Annotated in this window: 16 protein-coding genes; 7 read left to right on the plus strand and 9 right to left on the minus strand. The window is 72.7% G+C overall.

What is annotated here, in order from left to right; translation table 11 throughout:
• Positions 1 to 166: 166 nt before the first annotated feature.
• The 3 genes from OG371_RS36450 to OG371_RS36460 all read left to right on the plus strand — a co-directional run bounded on the left by OG371_RS36450 (position 167) and on the right by OG371_RS36460 (position 3,156).
• Positions 167 to 841, plus strand: coding sequence for a hypothetical protein (locus tag OG371_RS36450; RefSeq protein WP_329060336.1), 675 nt, complete (start codon positions 167 to 169; stop codon positions 839 to 841).
• Between the two features lie 76 nt (positions 842 to 917).
• Positions 918 to 1,691 carry an SDR family NAD(P)-dependent oxidoreductase gene (locus OG371_RS36455; protein ID WP_329060338.1) on the plus strand — a complete coding sequence of 258 codons (774 nt, stop codon included), beginning with the start codon at positions 918 to 920 and terminating at the stop codon, positions 1,689 to 1,691.
• A 34-nt stretch (positions 1,692 to 1,725) separates the two neighbouring features.
• Entirely contained in the window at positions 1,726 to 3,156 is a 1,431-nt protein-coding gene (locus OG371_RS36460; RefSeq protein WP_329060340.1) for an FAD-dependent oxidoreductase, read from the plus strand.
• Between the two features lie 13 nt (positions 3,157 to 3,169).
• Here OG371_RS36460 and OG371_RS36465 read toward each other — a convergent pair whose 3' ends face one another.
• Both OG371_RS36465 and OG371_RS36470 read right to left on the minus strand, forming a co-directional pair.
• Entirely contained in the window at positions 3,170 to 3,691 is a 522-nt protein-coding gene (locus tag OG371_RS36465; protein ID WP_329060342.1) for a pyridoxamine 5'-phosphate oxidase family protein, read from the minus strand.
• A 55-nt stretch (positions 3,692 to 3,746) separates the two neighbouring features.
• Positions 3,747 to 4,835 carry a serine hydrolase domain-containing protein gene (locus tag OG371_RS36470; protein ID WP_329060343.1) on the minus strand — a complete coding sequence of 363 codons (1,089 nt, stop codon included), beginning with the start codon at positions 4,833 to 4,835 and terminating at the stop codon, positions 3,747 to 3,749.
• A gap of 209 nt (positions 4,836 to 5,044) precedes the next feature.
• Here OG371_RS36470 and OG371_RS36475 point away from each other — a divergent pair, with 209 nt between their 5' ends.
• Both OG371_RS36475 and OG371_RS36480 read left to right on the plus strand, forming a co-directional pair.
• Positions 5,045 to 5,428, plus strand: coding sequence for a VOC family protein (locus OG371_RS36475; RefSeq protein ID WP_329060345.1), 384 nt, complete (start codon positions 5,045 to 5,047; stop codon positions 5,426 to 5,428).
• A gap of 227 nt (positions 5,429 to 5,655) precedes the next feature.
• Positions 5,656 to 6,834 carry an acyltransferase family protein gene (locus OG371_RS36480; protein WP_329060347.1) on the plus strand — a complete coding sequence of 393 codons (1,179 nt, stop codon included), beginning with the start codon at positions 5,656 to 5,658 and terminating at the stop codon, positions 6,832 to 6,834.
• Positions 6,835 to 6,904: 70 nt separating this feature from the next.
• Here the strand turns inward: OG371_RS36480 and OG371_RS36485 are convergent, their stop codons facing one another.
• From OG371_RS36485 to OG371_RS36495, 3 genes are read right to left on the minus strand one after another with little or no spacing between them, the layout of a single operon-like run.
• Entirely contained in the window at positions 6,905 to 8,131 is a 1,227-nt protein-coding gene (locus tag OG371_RS36485; RefSeq protein WP_329060349.1) for a glycosyltransferase 87 family protein, read from the minus strand.
• Between the two features lie 9 nt (positions 8,132 to 8,140).
• Positions 8,141 to 9,166 (minus strand): NAD-dependent epimerase/dehydratase family protein, encoded by a 1,026-nt coding sequence (locus tag OG371_RS36490; RefSeq protein ID WP_329060351.1) that lies wholly within the window; start codon positions 9,164 to 9,166, stop codon positions 8,141 to 8,143.
• The gene (locus OG371_RS36495; protein ID WP_329060353.1) at positions 9,163 to 10,392 is read right to left on the minus strand and encodes a cytochrome P450 family protein; all 1,230 of its coding nucleotides are present in this window, start codon (positions 10,390 to 10,392) and stop codon (positions 9,163 to 9,165) included. The genes OG371_RS36490 and OG371_RS36495 overlap by 4 nt, the downstream gene beginning before the upstream one ends.
• Before the next feature lie 174 nt (positions 10,393 to 10,566).
• On the opposite strand from OG371_RS36495, the gene OG371_RS36500 reads away from it, so the two are divergent.
• Positions 10,567 to 11,286, plus strand: coding sequence for a DUF2306 domain-containing protein (locus OG371_RS36500; RefSeq protein WP_329060355.1), 720 nt, complete (start codon positions 10,567 to 10,569; stop codon positions 11,284 to 11,286).
• A gap of 11 nt (positions 11,287 to 11,297) precedes the next feature.
• Entirely contained in the window at positions 11,298 to 12,581 is a 1,284-nt protein-coding gene (locus OG371_RS36505) for an activator-dependent family glycosyltransferase (protein ID WP_329060357.1), read from the plus strand.
• Positions 12,582 to 12,639: 58 nt separating this feature from the next.
• Here the strand turns inward: OG371_RS36505 and OG371_RS36510 are convergent, their stop codons facing one another.
• From OG371_RS36510 to OG371_RS36525, 4 genes are read right to left on the minus strand one after another with little or no spacing between them, the layout of a single operon-like run.
• Positions 12,640 to 13,803, minus strand: coding sequence for an epoxide hydrolase family protein (locus OG371_RS36510; RefSeq protein ID WP_329060359.1), 1,164 nt, complete (start codon positions 13,801 to 13,803; stop codon positions 12,640 to 12,642).
• 46 nt (positions 13,804 to 13,849) lie between these two features.
• Complete coding sequence (locus OG371_RS36515; RefSeq protein ID WP_329060361.1) at positions 13,850 to 15,073, minus strand: cytochrome P450; 1,224 nt, start codon at positions 15,071 to 15,073, stop codon at positions 13,850 to 13,852.
• On the minus strand, positions 15,070 to 15,261 hold the full coding sequence (locus OG371_RS36520) for a hypothetical protein (RefSeq protein ID WP_329060363.1): 192 nt from the start codon (positions 15,259 to 15,261) through the stop codon (positions 15,070 to 15,072). The genes OG371_RS36515 and OG371_RS36520 overlap by 4 nt, the downstream gene beginning before the upstream one ends.
• Complete coding sequence (locus OG371_RS36525; RefSeq protein ID WP_329060365.1) at positions 15,258 to 16,427, minus strand: MFS transporter; 1,170 nt, start codon at positions 16,425 to 16,427, stop codon at positions 15,258 to 15,260. The genes OG371_RS36520 and OG371_RS36525 overlap by 4 nt, the downstream gene beginning before the upstream one ends.
• Between the last annotated feature and the right edge of the window lies 1 nt (position 16,428).

A 16,428-nucleotide genomic window follows, 5' to 3' on the forward strand; every position in this document is an offset into this window, starting at 1 on the left:
GTGGGCGAGCCCACGGTAGTGGCCGCAGGCGCCGCCGCGCGTCTCGAAAACTGCGCTCGGCCGGCCCTTCTCGCCGGGTGCGGAATTGCCGTTTTCCCGATCCCCGCCGCCGGGACCGGGTTATCGTCGGGGCACATCCGTTGTGCCCCGAACCATGGAGGAATCCATGCGACCGACTGTGCACCAGTACGACCAGGGCAAGTTCGATTTCGCCGCCGCGTTTCGCGAAATATACCGGGTCGACGATCTTTCGACCCTGCACGCCGATTCCCCGATGGAGGTGCTGACCTGGCAGACCGACCAGGCGACGGTGTTCCACCGGCAGTTCTACGCCGCGTTCGACGAGCACATCCGGAGCCGCTACCGCGGGTTCGTGGCGGCGGTCGCCCCGAAGGTCCTGGGCACCGGCGAGTTCTGCTTCCAGCGCGTCCCGACCGTGCGGGTCCACCTCCCGGGCAACCTCGCCGTCGGCGAGTTCCACACGGACGGCGACTACAACCACAAGCAGCGGGAGGTGAACTTCTGGGTGCCGGTCACCCCCACCTGGGGCTCGAATTCGGTCTGGATCGAGCAGGAGCTCGGGCAGCACGACTACGCGCCGGTTTCGCTCGCCCCAGGGGAGATGATCGTGTTCGACGCGGTGAACTGGAGCCACGGCAACAAGATCAACGAAACCGGGGCCTGCCGGGTGAGCTTCGACTTCCGCTGCATCCGGCTCTCGGAGTACGAGGAGACCGGCCTGCGCAGCGTCGACGCCGGGAAGGGCATGTGGATCGGCGACTATTTCGACGTCCTCACCGAGCAGGAGCTCGCCGGCGCCGGCGGCACGCAGGCGGCGTGAACGGCGGTCCGTGCTCCGCCCGGGGTCGGCAACGCGGAAGACGTCAGGCGGTGCGGTCCTGCGTGAAACTGGCGCCATGGCTGAATTCGAGGGCAAGACCGTGCTCATCACCGGCGGCGGCAGCGGGATCGGCTTGGCCACCGCCCGCGTGCTCGTCGGGTCCGGGGCGTCCGTCGTGCTCGCCGGCCGGCGAGCCGACCGCGTGGACGCCGCGGCCAAGGAACTGGACCCGGCGGGTGAACGGGTGCTCGCCGTGGCGGCGGACGTTTCCCGCACCGAGGACGTCGAGGAGCTGACGGCCGCGATCAGGAATCGGTTCGGCCGGCTCGACGGTGCGTTCGTCAACGCCGGAATTGCTTTTTCCGCGTTGAGCTCGGACGTGCGCGAGGACGATTTCGACCGCGTATTCGGGGTCAACGTCAAAGGCGCCTTCTTCACCGTCCAACAGGCCGTTTCGCTGTTCGACGACGGCGGGTCCATCGTGCTCAACGGCACCTGCCTCACCCACCGCGGAATGGGCTTCGCCTCGGTGTACGCCGCGACGAAGGCCGCCGCGACCAACCTGGCCCGCTCGCTCGCTTCCGAGCTCGCTCCGCGCGGGATCCGGGTGAACTCCGTCAGCCCCGGTTTCATCCGGACGGACATGCTCGACGAGATCGCGCCGACCGAGCAGGCTAAGGCCGGCATCCGGGCGATGGTGCCGCTGGACCGGCTCGGGCGCCCGGAGGAGGTCGCCGCGGCGGTGGCGTTCTTGCTCTCCCCGGCCGCGGCGTACATCACCGGCCAGGACCTCGGCGTCGACGGCGGGCTGACCAGCTCCATCCCGATGGCGGCGCCCGCCGGACCGTGAAATCCCTACCAGGTGCAGAGGACGTGACCGACAGATGAGTGAAGAGGTTGGGACCCGCGCAGTGGTGCTCGGCGGCAGCATCGCCGGGCTGTTCGCGGCGAGGGTGCTCGCCGAGGCGTACGACGAGGTGCGGATCGTGGACCGCGACGTGCTGGTGGGCACGCGGGGCCCGCGGAAGCACTGCCCGCAGACCTACCAGGCCAACGGCCTGCTCGCCCGGGGGGTGCAGATCCTGGAGGAGCTCTTCCCGGGGATCGTGGACGAGCTGGTCCGCCAGGGCGCGCACCGCGGCGACCTGTCCGGCACGTGCCGGTGGTACGCCCAGGGCAACCGCCTCGCGCAGCAGGTCGGCGGCCTGACCACGCTGGGCGTGCTGCGCCCGGAGATGGAGTACCAGATCCGGGAGCGCGTCCAGCAGCTGCCGAACGTGGAGTTCGTCGAGCAGCACGACATCCTCGGCCTGGCGACCACGGCGGACCGCAGCCGGGTCACCGGCGCCCGGGTGCAGGCCCACGGTGCGCCGGAGGAGCGGGTGCTCGAAGCCGACCTCGTGGTCGACGCGACCGGCCGCGGGTCGCGCACCCCGGTGTGGCTCGCCGAACTCGGGTACGAGAAGCCGGCGGAGGAGCGCAAGAAGCTCGACTTGGTGTACGTCACGCAGCATTTCAAGCTGCGCGAGGGGGCCGATCCGTTCGCGGGCGACGTGGCCATCAACCAGATCCCGTTCCCGGCGCAGCCCCGCGGGCACGTCTTCTTCAAGACCGACCGCGGCCTGCTCGAGATGACGACCTACGGCATGCTCGGCGATCACCCGCCGACCGACCAGGACGGCCTCTACGAGTGGCTGAAGTCGTTCGGGGCCAAGGATGTCTACAACACGCTCCGGTACGCCGACCCGGTCGACGAGGCCGTCGCGTTCCGGTTCCCGACCACGCTGCGCCGGCACTACGAGCAGCTGGCGCGGTTCCCCGGCGGCCTGCTGGTCACCGGGGACGCGGTCACCTGCTTCAACCCGGTCTACGCCGGCGGGATGACCGTGGCGGCGCTGTGCGCGCTGACCATGCGGGACCACCTGCACAGCGGGGCCGCCCCGGTGCCGCAGGACTACTTCCGCGACCTCGCCCGTGACGCGATCGACGCGCCGTGGGACATGACCAACACGGTCGACCTGAGCTTCCCCGGGGTCCAGGGGGAGCGGCCGTTCAGCGTGCGGTTCGGCAACTGGTTCCTCAAGCGGGTCCAGATCGCCGCGACCCACGACGGCTCCATCACCGCCAAGTACTTCACCGCGGCGGGCCTGATCGCCTCGCCCGATTCGCTCAAGCGGCCCGGGTTCGTGCTCAAGGTGCTGTGGAAGTCGCTGTTCGGGCCGTCCGCGAGGAGCCGGGAACCCTACGTGTACCAGGTTCCGCCCGGGGTCGAGCCGGCCATCCCCGAGCCGACCGGCCTGTCCGAAGCGGCCTGAGGCGCCGCGGCCGTCAGCTCCACCGGTAGCGGGTCTGGGAGGACTCGCTACCGGTGGCGAAGGCGAAGCCCTTGTCCGGCTGGACCCGGTAGAGCTGCACGTTGCCGGTCCGGACGGCGTCGCCCAGCTGGTACCAGGTGCCGTCCTCCCGGGTGAGCTGCCAGCCGTAGGCCTCTTCGAACGCGGTCGCGGCGGCTTCCCGGGTGGCCGGGTCGGCGACCAGGCTCGCGGTGCCCTCGATGATGTAGTCCATGCCGGTGAGCGTGTCGGTCCCGGTGGTCAAAATGCAGCGCTGGTTGGCACTGAGGTTCTTGGCTTTCTGCTCGTTGTCGCCGGTGGTGAACCACATCGCGCCGAGCGCCCAGATCGCCAGCAGCGGCGTCACGTGGGGCCGGCCGTCCCGGCGCACCGTGCACAGGTGGTACTTCTGGATCCGCCGCAGGGCCCACTCCGTCGCCTCCCACGGCGTCGCAGTGGCGCCCGGCGACGAGAACGGGCCGAGGCTGGTGTGCGGCGCGGCCTGCTGAGCGGACATGATCGTCTCCTCGTGATCGGCGTGGATTCTCCCGCCGCCGGCCCGGCGGGGGAGCTCAGCGGTCCCCGGCGAGGTGCTCGGCCAGAATCCCGCTGACGGACAGCGCGGTGTCGAAGCTCGGCACGAGCCGGTTCTTCGTGAGCGCGAAGGAAATCCCGCGCGCGGGATCCGCGTAGGCGTAGCTTCCGCCCCCGCCGGGCCAGCCGAAGGCCGCCGAGTGCTCCTCCTCGGGCGCGCCCATCCGGCCGATCGGGAAGCCCAGCGCCATCCGGGCCGGGTTGCCCACGACCTGGTCCGTGCCCTCGAAGGCGAGCGCGGACAGCTCGGCCAGCTGCGCGGGGTCCACGAGTTTGTGCAGGAGCCCGTCGAACATGGCGGCGAGGCCGTGCGCGGTGGCGGTGGCGACCGAAGGCACGTCGGCGCGCAGGAGTGTGCGGTCGTTGCCGAAATCGGCGCTCGGCCCGCCTTCCCACGGCGCGAACACGGCGTCGTCGTCCGGCGTTTGCGTGGGCCACTCCCGGGCTCGCTGCTCCAGGTGCGCCAGCCGTGGCAACGCCTCCTCCGGCGCCCCGAAGCAGAGCTGCCCCTCGATGCCGAGCGGCTCGGTGACCCACTCGCGAAGCAGTTCGGACACCGGCCGCCCGGTCGCCCGCCGGGCCACCTCGCCGGCGAGGTAGCCGAAGGTGTAGGAGTGGTAGCCCATGGCGGTACCCGGTTCCCAGCGCGGTTCCGCCGCGGCCAGCGCGGCGCACACCCTGGACCAGTCGGGCAGCTCGCGCGGGGTGATCTCGCGCGGCAGCGCGGGCAGGCCCACGGTGTGGGTCAGCACGTGGCGCAGGGTCGCCTTGTCCTTGCCGTGCGCGCCGAACTCCGGCCAGAAATCGGTGATCAGGCTGTCGTAGCCGGCGAAACCGCGGGCCACGAGCAGGTTCGTGAGCACGGCGGTGATGTTCTTGCCGGTGGAGAAGCTGAAGATCGGCGTCCCGGAGGTCACCGGCCGCCCGGTGGCCGGGTCGGCGGTGCCGGCCACGGCGTCGACGACCGGGTCCCCGTCCCGGAAGACGGCGACCTGCAGCCCGGTCTCCGCGCCCGTGCCGACCAGCTCGTCGAGGTGGCGCTGGATCTTCTGCTGGAGCTCACTCATCACTGTCCTCGTCGCTTGCCCGCCACCTGCCGGTGCCTGCCGGCCCAGCATGCCAAAGCCGCCACGGCCCCGCCGCCGGACACGCCCACCACACGGGGGAACCCCCGCCGATGGCGCACGATGGAAGTAGACCCCTTGCCACGAACGGGAATCATGGGCGGCAACGGCCTCCGGGATCGGGGCCACCACCTGTCGACCGGAGGCAATCCATGCTCGCGACCACCACCGCGTCCGCCACCTTCGCGGTCCGCGACCTCGCCGCCGCCAAGGAGTTCTACGGCGACGTGCTCGGGCTGCGGGTCACCGAGGCGTACGGCGGCGCCATCCTGCAGCTGCACCTCGCCGGGGGGATGCAGGTCCTGGTCTACGCCAAGCAGGACCACACCCCGGCCGCCTTCACCCTGCTGACCTTCCACGTCGAGGACCTCCGCGCGGTCGTGGCGGAGCTGGCCGGCAAGGGCGTCAAGCTGGAGCGCCCGGACGGGCTCGAGCTCGACGACGAGGGCATCCTGCACGCGCCGGGGCACGACGCGGCCTGGTTCACCGACCCGTCGGGCAACACGATTTCGCTTACCCAGAACCGGGATTCCTGACCGGGCGCGGACACCGCAACCAGTGAGGTGCCCGGCCCCGCCCGCCCGGCGAGAATTCCCCTCGTCCGGGCGGACGCCGGTGCGGCGCGGCGCCCGGGCGCCCAGCCAGCCGGTGTGACGTGATCCGACACGTCCGCGGTCCTGCCGGCCAGGGGCACCGGAGCATCCGGTGGTTCCCGGCGGCACACCCCCGCCTCCGGCGCAGACCCCGACCGGAGGCGGATGCAGTGTCTTCCCCAGATCTCGCGGCGGCCCGGACGGCAGCGGGGGCCGGTGAGCGCATTCCCGCGCTGACCGGGCTCCGCTGGTGGGCCGCCCTCAGCGTGTTCCTCTACCACGCGTTCAGCGTGCCGGGGCTCTTCCCGCCCGGGGTGTTCGGCAGCGTCGTGCCGCTCGTCCTCGGCCCGGGCGGCGCGGTCGGCGTCTCGTTCTTCTTCGTCCTGAGCGGTTTCGTGCTCACCTGGTCGGCGCGCCGGCCCGAGGCCGCGCGGTCGTTCTGGCGGCGGCGCTTCTTCCGCATCGTGCCCAACCACTGGGTGTGCTGCCTGCTGGTGCTGGCCCTGATGCTGTGGACGGCGAACACCCGGGACCTGCACCACGTCGTGCAGACCCTGCTGCTGGTCCAGGCCTGGTCGCCGGACTTCATGGCGGCGATCGGGCTCAACGGGGTCAGCTGGACGCTGTCCTGCGAGGTCGTCTTCTACTTCTGTTTCCCGCTGCTGCTCTGGCTGGTCAAGAAGATCCGGCCGGGCCGGTTGTGGCTTTGGGCGGGTGTCACCGTGCTCGCGGTCTTCGCCTTCCCGCTCATCGCGAGCCTGTTCCCGGCCCAGCCGGCGATGCCGTTCGGGCCCCCGGTGTCCGAAGCGGCGGTCTGGTTCGTGGAGCGCCTTCCCCTAACCCGCATGGCGGAGTTCGTGCTCGGCATCCTGCTGGCGCGCATCGTGCAGGAGCGGCGGTGGATCCGCTTGCCGCTGTGGGGCGCGTGGCTGACGGCGGCGGCCGGGTACACCGTGGCGGTGTTCACGCAGGGCAGCCTGTACGGCCGGGTCGCGGTGATGCTGGTACCGATCGCGCTGCTGATCCCGGCGGTCGCCCAGCGGGACATCGACGGCCGCCCCAGCCTGACCGCGCGGCGGCCGATGGTGTGGCTCGGGAACCTCGCCTTCGCGTTCTACTTGCTGCACCTGATGGTCCTCGAGCACCTCGCTTTCCTGTTCGGCGTGGACCCGGGCTGGACCACCTCCGGCTCGGTCGCGCTGATCGCCCTGGCCGGCGGGGTGGCCGTCCTTTCGGCCTGGCTGCTGCACAACCTGGTCGAACAGCCGGTGTACCGGCGGTTCGCCCGCCCGGCCAAGCGCAAGGCGCCGGACGAGGCGGCTGCTCGCGCGGAGTCGCCGGCCGGGTGAGCGCAGCCCGGCGAAAAGCCGGGCCGGGACTTGGTGTCCCGGCCCGGCTTTTCGTTGCGCTGTCAGGACTTCACCCCGTGCCAGGGGGCTCCGGCACAGGCTCGGGTGAGCTCTCCGCGCGCAGCCGCGGCAACCAGAACGGCACCGACGCCAGCATCAGCAGCGTCTTGGCCAGCACTCCGCCGAAAGTGGCGATCAGGTTGCCCGGCACGGTGTTCTGGTACCGGTCCACGCCCTGCACCAGTTCGTACAGCGGCACCAGGTAGAGCACCACAGTGACCGCGAACACGACCCTGGGCAGCAGGACGCGGCCGCGCTGCCACCGGGCGTGGCAGAGCCAGAGCAGCCCCGGCACGATCCAGATGGCGTGCATGGCCCAGACGATCGGGGAGACGACCAGGCTCGTGAACGCGACCACCAGCAGGCCCACCAGTTCCTGGCCGCGGCGATGCGCCCGGACGCCCAGCGCCAGGCCGAGCACGCCGGCCAGCACGGTCACCGGCCAGGTCCAGCCGGGGGCCACGTCGGTGCCGGCGAGCCGGGCGAAGAACCCCGGCAGGGACTGGTTGACCGCGATGGAGTGCAGGGTCCGGCCCGATTGGAAGACGACGCCGTGCACCCAGTACCGCACCGAATCTGAGGGCAGCAGCAGAAAACCGAACGCGATGGTGCCCGCGAAGCTCAGCCCCGCGCGCAATGCCGTCTTCCCGCGGCCGGTGCACGCCAGGTACACGATGAAGATCAGCGGGATCAGCTTCACGCCCGCCGCGATGCCGAGGGCGATTCCCCGCCATCGTTCCGGGAGCACGCGGGAGAAATCGAGCAGCACCAGGGCGGCGACGATGATGTTGATCTGGCCGACCGCGAGGTTGAGCACCACCGGGTCGAGCACCAGGACCGCGACCGTCCAGCCCGCGGTCAGCAGGCCGCGCCGGCGGACCCGCAGCAGGCCCAGCGTCAGCCACACCACCGCGGCCAGGCTGGCGAAGTTCACCACCGTCCAGGCGACGGAGGCGCCGGCCGGGCCCAGCGAGGTGAGCGGGACGAACACGAGCGCGGCGAACGGGGAGTAGGTGAACGGGAACGGGATCTCCGCGGTGCCGAAGTTCAGGTCGTAGAGCGGAGTTCCTTCGAGCACGGCCCGGCCGCCGGCGTAGTACACCGAGAAGTCGGCCATCCACGCGCCGGGGATCAGCCCGGAGAGCCATAACCGCAGCGCGAGGAGGGCCGCGACGACGACGCACCCCGCCGCTGCCGGTGCCCAGCGGCGCTTGCCGGTGATCGGTTGTGTCAGCACTGCTGCACACTAATCAGAAGCGTTGCCGGGCAACCACTTTCCCGTTGCTGACTTGCCGCCGGACACCAGCTCCGCCGCCAGGCGCGACAGCCCGGCCGGCCGGGGGACCCGCGGCCGCCACCCGGTGACCGACCGGAACGCCGAGGCGTCGACCACCATGCTCGCCAGGTCGGTCGGGGCGGCCTCGGGCGGCGGCGGCACGGATCGGACCGCCACCGGGGGATCGCCGGTCAGCTCCGCCACGGTCCGGGCGATCGCCTGGAACACCTCGTGCAGCGAGGCCGCCTCGCCGCTGCCGACCACCCAGTGCCCCGGGCTCAGGTCCCCGGCCCGGTCCACCGCGCAGGCGAACGCGGCCGCCGCGTCCGTGACGTGCAGGAAGTCCCGCAGGATCGGACCGGCCTGCCAGACGGTCAGCGGCCGGCCCTCGAGCGCGCGCCGCGTCATCGCCGCGAGCACACCGCGGTCGGGCGCCCCGCCCGGCGGGCCGCAGCCGTACACTGTGGACAGACGGAGGGTGGTGCCCCGCACCACGTTCTCCCGGGCCGCGGCCGTGAGCAGCCGCTCGGCGGCGAGTTTGTGCCGGTCGTAATCGCTGGCGGGGCGGTCGGTTCCGGTGCCGTCGACCGGCAGCCGGGCCGGCACGCCGACCTGCGAGGTCGAACCGGCGAGCACGACGGCGGGCCGCGAGCCGGCGGCCGCGAAGTGGTCGAGCAGCTCGCGCACCACGCCGACGATGACGCGCTCGCCCTCGCCGCCGCGGCCACCGCGCCAGCCGTCCGACGGGAGAAGCAGGTCGACCACCGCGTCCGACCCGGCGAGCGCGGACCGCAGCTCGGTGCGCACGGTGACGTCCGCGGTGCGCGTCTCGACCGCCGCGCGGGCGCCGGTGGGAACGGCCGGGGGACGGCGCGAGACCGCCCGCAGCCGGATCGGGCGGCGGGCCAGCTCCGCGACGACCGCCGAGCCGAGGAAGCCCGAGGCGCCGAGCACGGTGACCAGTGGCGCGGCCGAGCGGGCACCGGGGAGGTTCACTTGCGCGGGCCGCCGAGCAGCACCGGGAGCTCCTGCTTGCCGTTCATGATGAACGTCGCCTCCGGCCGCAGCTCGCCCGGCGGCACCGCCAGCGAGAGGTCGGGGAAGCGCTCGAACAGCATCGAGAGCGCGACTTCGGCCTCGAGCAGCGCCAGCGGCCGGCCGATGCAGCGGTAGATCCCGTGCCCGAACGACAGGTGCCGCTTGTCTTCGCGGTTCAGCTCGAACGTCCCGGCGCTCTCGCCGTGGATCGCCGGATCACGGCCGATCGCGGCGAACGCCATCAGGACCGGGGACCCGCGCGGGATGGTGACGCCCGCGATGTCCACGTCCTCGACGGTGAACCGGAAGGGCAGGTGCGCGACCGGCGCGTCGTAGCGGAGGGTCTCCTCGATCACGTCGCGCCAGGTGGCCCGGCCGGTGCGGACCAGCTCGTGCTGGCCGGGATGGGCGAGCAGGGCGGCGACGGCGTTCGTGATCAGGTTCATCGCCGGCGTGGTGCCGGTGGCGAGCAGCAGGTGAAGCGTGCCCAGCAGCTCGCCCTCGGTCAGCCGGGAGCCGTCTTCGCGGGCCCGCAGCAGGTCCGAGGTGAGGTCGTCGCCCGGCTCGCGGCGCTTCGACTCGGCGAACTCCCGCATCAGGCGGTCCCACTCCAGGAAGTTCGCCGCCGATTCCTCCGGGCTGATCGTGGTGTCCGCGTTGACCTCGCCGCCGCGGAGCATGGCGTCCCGCGATTCCTCCGGCACGCCGAACAGCTCGCAGATCACCCGCGCGGGCAGCGGGTGCGTGAACCCGGCCCGCAGGTCGACCGCGCCGGCGGACCCGCGCAGGGCCAGCTCGTCGAGCAGCCCGGTGGCGGTCTTCTCCACACTGGGCCGCATCGCGTCCACCCGCCTCGGGGTGAAGGCGCTCGCGGTGAGCTTGCGGAGCCGGGAGTGGTCGCGGCCGTGGCTGGTCGTCAGGTTCTCCATCAGGATCCAGCCGATGAACGGGAAGTCGTCCCCGATCTCGCCGTTGGCGTAAGCGGGCCAGTGCTTGCGCGGGTCCTTGGAGAACCGCTGGTCCGACAGCGCCTGCACCCCCGCCTCGTAGCCGGCGATCGACCAGGCCGCCGTGCCGCCGGGCAGCTCGATCCTCGCGACCTGCCCCTCGGCGCGGATGCGCGCGGCTTCGGCGTGGATGTCCTCGCCGGTCCGGTCGATGACGATCGGCGTGTGCTCGCCCATGGGATCCTCCTGCCGGTCTTTGCCGGAAAACTACGGAACCGCCCGGCCCGCCCGCATCCTCGTGCTTGCGGAGCGCCCCGCACGCAGGAAGACGCCGGCCCGCGCTGCCGGAGGGACGATCTACGACGTTGTCCGGCACGCCCGTGCCCGGCCGGTGTCGAGCGGGAGGAACCCTTGTCCCAGAGCACAACGACAGCCGATCCCGCCCCCGCCGACGACCCGGGTCCCGCCGCGCGCCGCCGCCCCGGCGGCCGGATGCGGTCGTGGACGGTGCTGATCGCGACCATCTCGCTGATCTACCTGGCGGACGTGCTGCCGCCCTACCTGACCCTGGACCCGGCGCAGTCCCGGGCCGAGATCCGGCCGGACGTCCCGCTCCACTACCCGCTGCTGCTGCTGCACATCACGTGCGGCACGATCGCCTTCCTGACGATGTGCCTGCAGATCTGGCCGTGGCTGCGGCGCGCGCACCCGGCGGTGCACCGCGTCTCCGGGACCGTCTACGTCTTCGCCGGCGCGCTGCCCACCGCGGTGCTGGCGGTGGTGCTCACTTCGCTGGAGAAGGGGTGGGCTGCCGACTTCGGGACGGTCGCGCACGCGTCGCTGTGGTTCACCACCTCGCTGGTCGGATACCGGATGGCCCGCCGGCGGCGGTGGATCGAGCACCAGCGCTGGATGCTGTACAGCGTGGCGCTGCTCCTGGGGATCATCTGGGGCCGGGGCACCGTCGACTTCTACACCCTGACGCCGTTCAAGTTCGACGTCCACTACATCTTCGAAATCGCGCGCTGGGCGGGCTGGATGGTCAACCTGATCATCGTCCAGATCTACGTCGAACTGCGGCTGCAGCCGAAACTGCGGCGCCGGGCGCTGACCGGCTCCGAGACGCGATAGGCGCGGGAGCCATGCGCGTCCTCTTCGTCGCGGCACCGTTCGCCTCGCACCTGTACGTCCAGGTGCCGATCGCGTGGGCCCTGCGCACCGCGGGCCACGAGGTCCGGGTGGCGGGATCGCCCGGCCTGCAGGGCGCCATCGCGGGCACCGGGCTGACCCCGGTGCCCATCGGCGAGGAAGTCGACCTCCGCAGCCAGCTGAGCCTCGCGGAGGCAGAGCTGTCCGTGCAGAGCCGGGATCCGCGGCGGCCGCGGGGCGTCCAGCGCGACTACGGCGGGGACGACCCCGCCGCCGAGCTCGCCTCGAGCATCGCGGGCTGCCGCTGGCTGTTCACCCCGGACTCGGCGTTCACCGACGTCGTGGAGCTCGCCCGGGCCTGGCGGCCGGACCTGGTCGTCTGGGACACGTTCAACTACGCCGGCGCGGTGGCCGCCGAGGTCACGGGGGCGGCCAGCGCGAGGATCCTGTTCGGCGCCGACGGCCACGCGCAGCTGCGGTCCGCCTGCCGTGCCCGCTCCGCCGGGTGGCCGGGGGAGGGCGCCGACCCGCTGCGGGAGTGGCTCGGCCCGGTCCTGAGTGGACACGGCGCCGGCTTCACCGAGCGGACGGTGCTCGGCGACTGGACGATCTTCCCGATGCCCTCGTGGATCTGGCGGCCCGGCGGGGTGCAGTACGTGCCCGTGCGGCACCTCCCGTACCACGGGACGGCCCCGGTGCCGGGGTGGTTGTCCGAGCCGCCCGAGCGGCCCCGGGTCTGCGTCACCATGGGCCTTTCCCACCGCGAGAACAACATCGGGATCGAGGCCCCGGCCACCGACCTGTTCGACGCCGTCGCGGACCTGGACGTGGAAGTGATCGCCACGCTCGACGCCCGGCAGATCGAGCGGGTGTCCCGCCACCCGGACAACGTCCGGGTGGCGGGCTTCGTCCCGCTGGAGGCCCTCCTGCCCACCTGCTCGGCGATCGTCCACAGTGGAGGGGCCGGCACGTTCGCCGCGGCGGTGCGCCACGCGGTGCCGCAGCTGATCGTGCCGAACTGCTACTTCGCCGAGAAGTGGTGGGGCCCGATCTCGATGGCGAACGGGGTCGAGGAGCAGGGTGCCGGCCGCTACGTCGGCGACGCCGACCAGATGACGGCCGACGGCCTGCGGAAGGACCTTCGCGCGGTCCTGGAGGAGCCCTCGTTCGCGGACAACGCGCGCCGGCTGAGCGTGGGACTCGAGGCGATGCCGACGCCGAACGATCTCGTGCCGGTCCTCGAGGCATTGACCACGCAGCACCGACGCCCGGGCTGAGCAGCCACCGTCCCGAAGCCGCCGGCGCCCTGTGGCTCCGGCGGCTTCGGCCCGCTCCCTAGTCGTTTGCCACGGGGCGCAGGGATTTCGCGAACGCGCGCACGTCGGCGAGGTAGTGGTGGGGGACCTCCAACGCGGGGAAGTGCCCGCCGCGGTCGAACTCGCTCCACTGCGTGATGGTCGGGATGTCCCGGTCGGCGAGCCGCCGGATCGGGGCGAAGCAGTCGTCGGGGAACACCGCGACGGCGACCGGCACGGTGATCGGCCCGTCCACGGCCGGGGCCTGCCGCTTCAGCTGCACGTCCTCGTAGTAGAACTGGGCCGACGAGGCGACGGTGCCGGTGAACCAGTAGGTGCTCACGGTGGTGAGCAGGCGGTCGATGTCGATCGCCTGGTCCAGGTCCGAGGCGGGCGAGGTCCACTCCCGGTACCGTTCGACGATCCACGCGAGCAGGCCCACCGGCGAGTCGGTGAACGCGTGGGCCGAGGTCCGCGGCCGGGTCATCATCACCTTCATGTAGGCGGACCCGTCCGCCTCGAACTTCCCCAGCTGCGCCAGCCTTCCCAGGTCCTGCTCGCTGAGGCCGTCCAGCTCGCCGGGCGTGCCCGAGGGGACCGTGAGCAGCAGGCTGGTGTGCACCCCGAGGACGTGCTCCGGGTCGATCCGGCCCAGTTCCAGCGAGACGAACGAGCCGAAGTCGCCGCCCTGGGCGAGGTACCGCTCGTAGCCGAGCTCGCTCATCAGCGCGGCCCAGGCCCGCGCGGTGCGGGGGATGTTCCAGCCGTGGTGGCGCAGCGGACCGGAGAACCCGTAGCCGGGGATGGACGGGATGACCAGGTGGAACGCCTCGCTCGCGCGGCCCCCGTGCGCCACCGGGTCGGTCAGCGGGCCGATGACGTCCAGGAACTCGGCGGCCGAGCTGGGCCAGCCGTGGGTCAGCAGCAGCGGTGTCGCGGCCGGCTCGGGTGAGCGCACGTGGAGGAAGTGCACCCGCTCGCCGTCGATCTCCGTGCGGAACTGGGGACAGCGGTTGAGCTCCGCTTCCGCGGCGCGCCAGTCGAACTCGGTGCGCCAGTACTCGGCCAGCCGCTGCAGGTAGTCCTGGGGCACCCCGCGCTCCCAGCCGGTGCCCGGGGGATCGGCCGACCAGCGCGTGCCGGCGATCCTCCGGTCCAGCTCGTCCAGCTCGTGCTGGGGCACGTCGATGCGGAACTCGTCCATGGAGTGCTCCTGTCGTGGTTCGGGGTGGTTTCGGCGCCGCCCGGCTTCAGCTCCCCGGGGGCGGCTCAGGCTCGTGCCAGCGGACCGGCACCGCGACCAGGCTTCGCATGTTCGGCGCGGCGAACCAGTCCAGTTCTTCCTCCGGGACCGCTAGGCGCATTCGCGGTGTGTGCTGCACCAGCGCGCGCAGCGCCGCGTTGATCTCGAGCCGTGCGAGGTGCGCGCCGATGCAGTGGTGGGTTCCGTGCCCGAACGCGAGGTGCCGCGTGCGCCCGCGGTCCGGGAGGAAGACGTCCGCGCGGTCGAACACCGCCTCGTCCCGGTTGGCGATCGGGATCGCGGCCACCACCTCGTCACCCGCCCGGATGGCCGCGCCGCCGAAGGTGAGGTCGACGCCGGCGATCCTGGTCATGCTGAGGGTGACCGACGGGCTGTAGCGCAGGGCTTCCTCGATCACCGGGCCGAGCAGAGCGGTGTTCTCGCGCACCGCCGCGAACAGCCCGGGCCGCCGCAGCAGGCACAGGACGGTGGTGGCGATCTGGGCGGCCGCCAGCGCGTGACCGTCGAAGAACAACGACGAGGCCAGCCCGGTCAGCTCGGCGGGGGAGAGCAGGCCGTCTTCCCGGTGCGCCCGGACCAGGTCCGCGAGCAGCCCGGCGGGGAGCGCCGGATCGGCGAGCAGGTCCGTGACCTCTTCGTGCAGGGCCAGTTCGGCGCGGTAAGTCTGTTCCGGGCACGCCGCGCCGGGCTGTCCGAGCCGGGCCAGCGAGGTGCGCCGGATCGCCTCGCGGCGAGCCGGGGGCACGCCGAGCACCTCGCAGTGCGCCGCGAAGGTCAGCGGAGCGCAGACGTCGGCGACGAGGTCGCCGCCCGGTCCGCGGGCGACCGCCTGCCGCAGCACCGTTTCCGCGAGCCGCTCGATGCGTGGGCGCAGCTGCTCGACGTGCCGGGCCGCGAACGCCCCGCCGATCAGCGTGCGGATCCGGGTGTGCAGCGGCCGGTCCATCTCGGTGATGGACATCCGGAGCGCGGGCCCGCGGAACGGGCCGGCCTGGGAGGCTTCGGCCCGGCTGAACCGGTTGTCCCGCAGGAATTCCCGGGCGAGCTGGTAGCCGGAGACGAGCCAGGTTGTGGTGCCTCCGTGCTGGTGGGCCACCGTGACGCCGTTGGAATACGCCTCGATCGGCCGCCCTACGAGGTGCCGGGCGGTCACTCCGTCGACGAAGCTCGCGCCGCCGCGACCGTGCGCGGTGGTGGCCGCATCCGTCACGTCGGGGTCCTTTCGTTGTGCGGCGTGGGCCCGCGGAACGGGTCGGCCCGGCTGAACCTGTTGTCCCACAAGAACTCGCGGGCGAGCTGGTAGCTCTCGATCGGCTGCCCCACGAGGTGCCGGGCGCCCACGCCGTCCACGAAGCTCGCGCCGCCGCGACCGTGCGCGGTGGTGGCCGCATCCGTCACGTCGTGGTCCTTTCCCGGTGCGGCACGGGCCCGATCCGCGTGGCGAGCACGCAGACCACCGCGCTGATCGGGATCAGCCCGAGCAGTGCCGTGCGGAGGCCGGCGACGCCGCTGAGCTGGCCGACCAGCGCCGGGCCGAGCAGCAGGCCGACGTTCGCCAGCGAGGCGGTGGCCCCGAGCACGGCGCCCCGGGTGCCCGGCGGCGCGCCGCGTCCGGCAAGCCCGTACGAGACGGGCGTCACGAGCGAGATCCCGGCGCCCGTGACGGCCACGCCGGCCAGCGCGGCCGGCGGCGAACCGGCGGTGGCCACGAGCAGGACGCCGGTGCCCGCGCAGGCGCCGGCGGCGAGCAGCACGGTCCGCTCCCGGAACCGTGTGGTGAGCCGGTGACCGCTCAGCCGGCCACCGGCCATGGCGGCGGCGAAGACGCCCGGTGCCGCGGCCGCGATCGCCAGCGAGGTGGCCGTGAGGTCGCGCAAGGCGATGGCGCTCCACTGCTGGACCCCGCTTTCGACCACCATCGCCAGCCCGGCGAGCAGGCACAGCAGCAGGGACGGCCGGACCCGCCGGCGCCCCGGCCGCGGTGGCGCTGCGGCGCGCCGGGGCACCGCCCGGCGCACCGCGAAGGCCCACACCACCACCGCGGCCGACAGCGTGCCCGAGACGGCCACCGGTGAAACGCCGACCGTCCCGGCGAGCCCGGTCCCGGTGCTGACCAGCAGGACGCCGACACTGAACAACCCGTGGGCCTTGGCCAGCACCTTCGTCCGGCCGTCACTCTCCACAGTGGACGCGAGCGCCACGATCGCCACGTTGTACGCGCCGGACCCGATGCCGAAGAGCGCTAGCGAGACGACCAAGGCGGGCAGGGAGCCCGCCAGCAGCGGCAGCACGGCGACGACGCCGAACGAAGCCAGGGCCGGGACCGCCGCCGCCCGGCCGAACCGGTCGAGCAGCCTGCCCACCACCGCCATCGGCAGGATGGCCGCGATCGCCCCGGCCAGCAGGGCCAGGCCCAGCTGGCCGCTGTCGGCACCGGTGGCCGCGCGGATCTGCGGCATCGCGGCGAGGTAGGGCCCCCACAGCGCCCCGTAGGCGGCGAACCCGGCCAGCACCACTGCCGTCCGGGGCGGCGCGGCGGCGGGCGCCAGGACCCCGTTCGCCACG

The organism is Amycolatopsis sp. NBC_01480, from assembly GCF_036227205.1.
In the GTDB taxonomy this organism is placed as follows: Bacteria; Actinomycetota; Actinomycetes; order Mycobacteriales; family Pseudonocardiaceae; genus Amycolatopsis.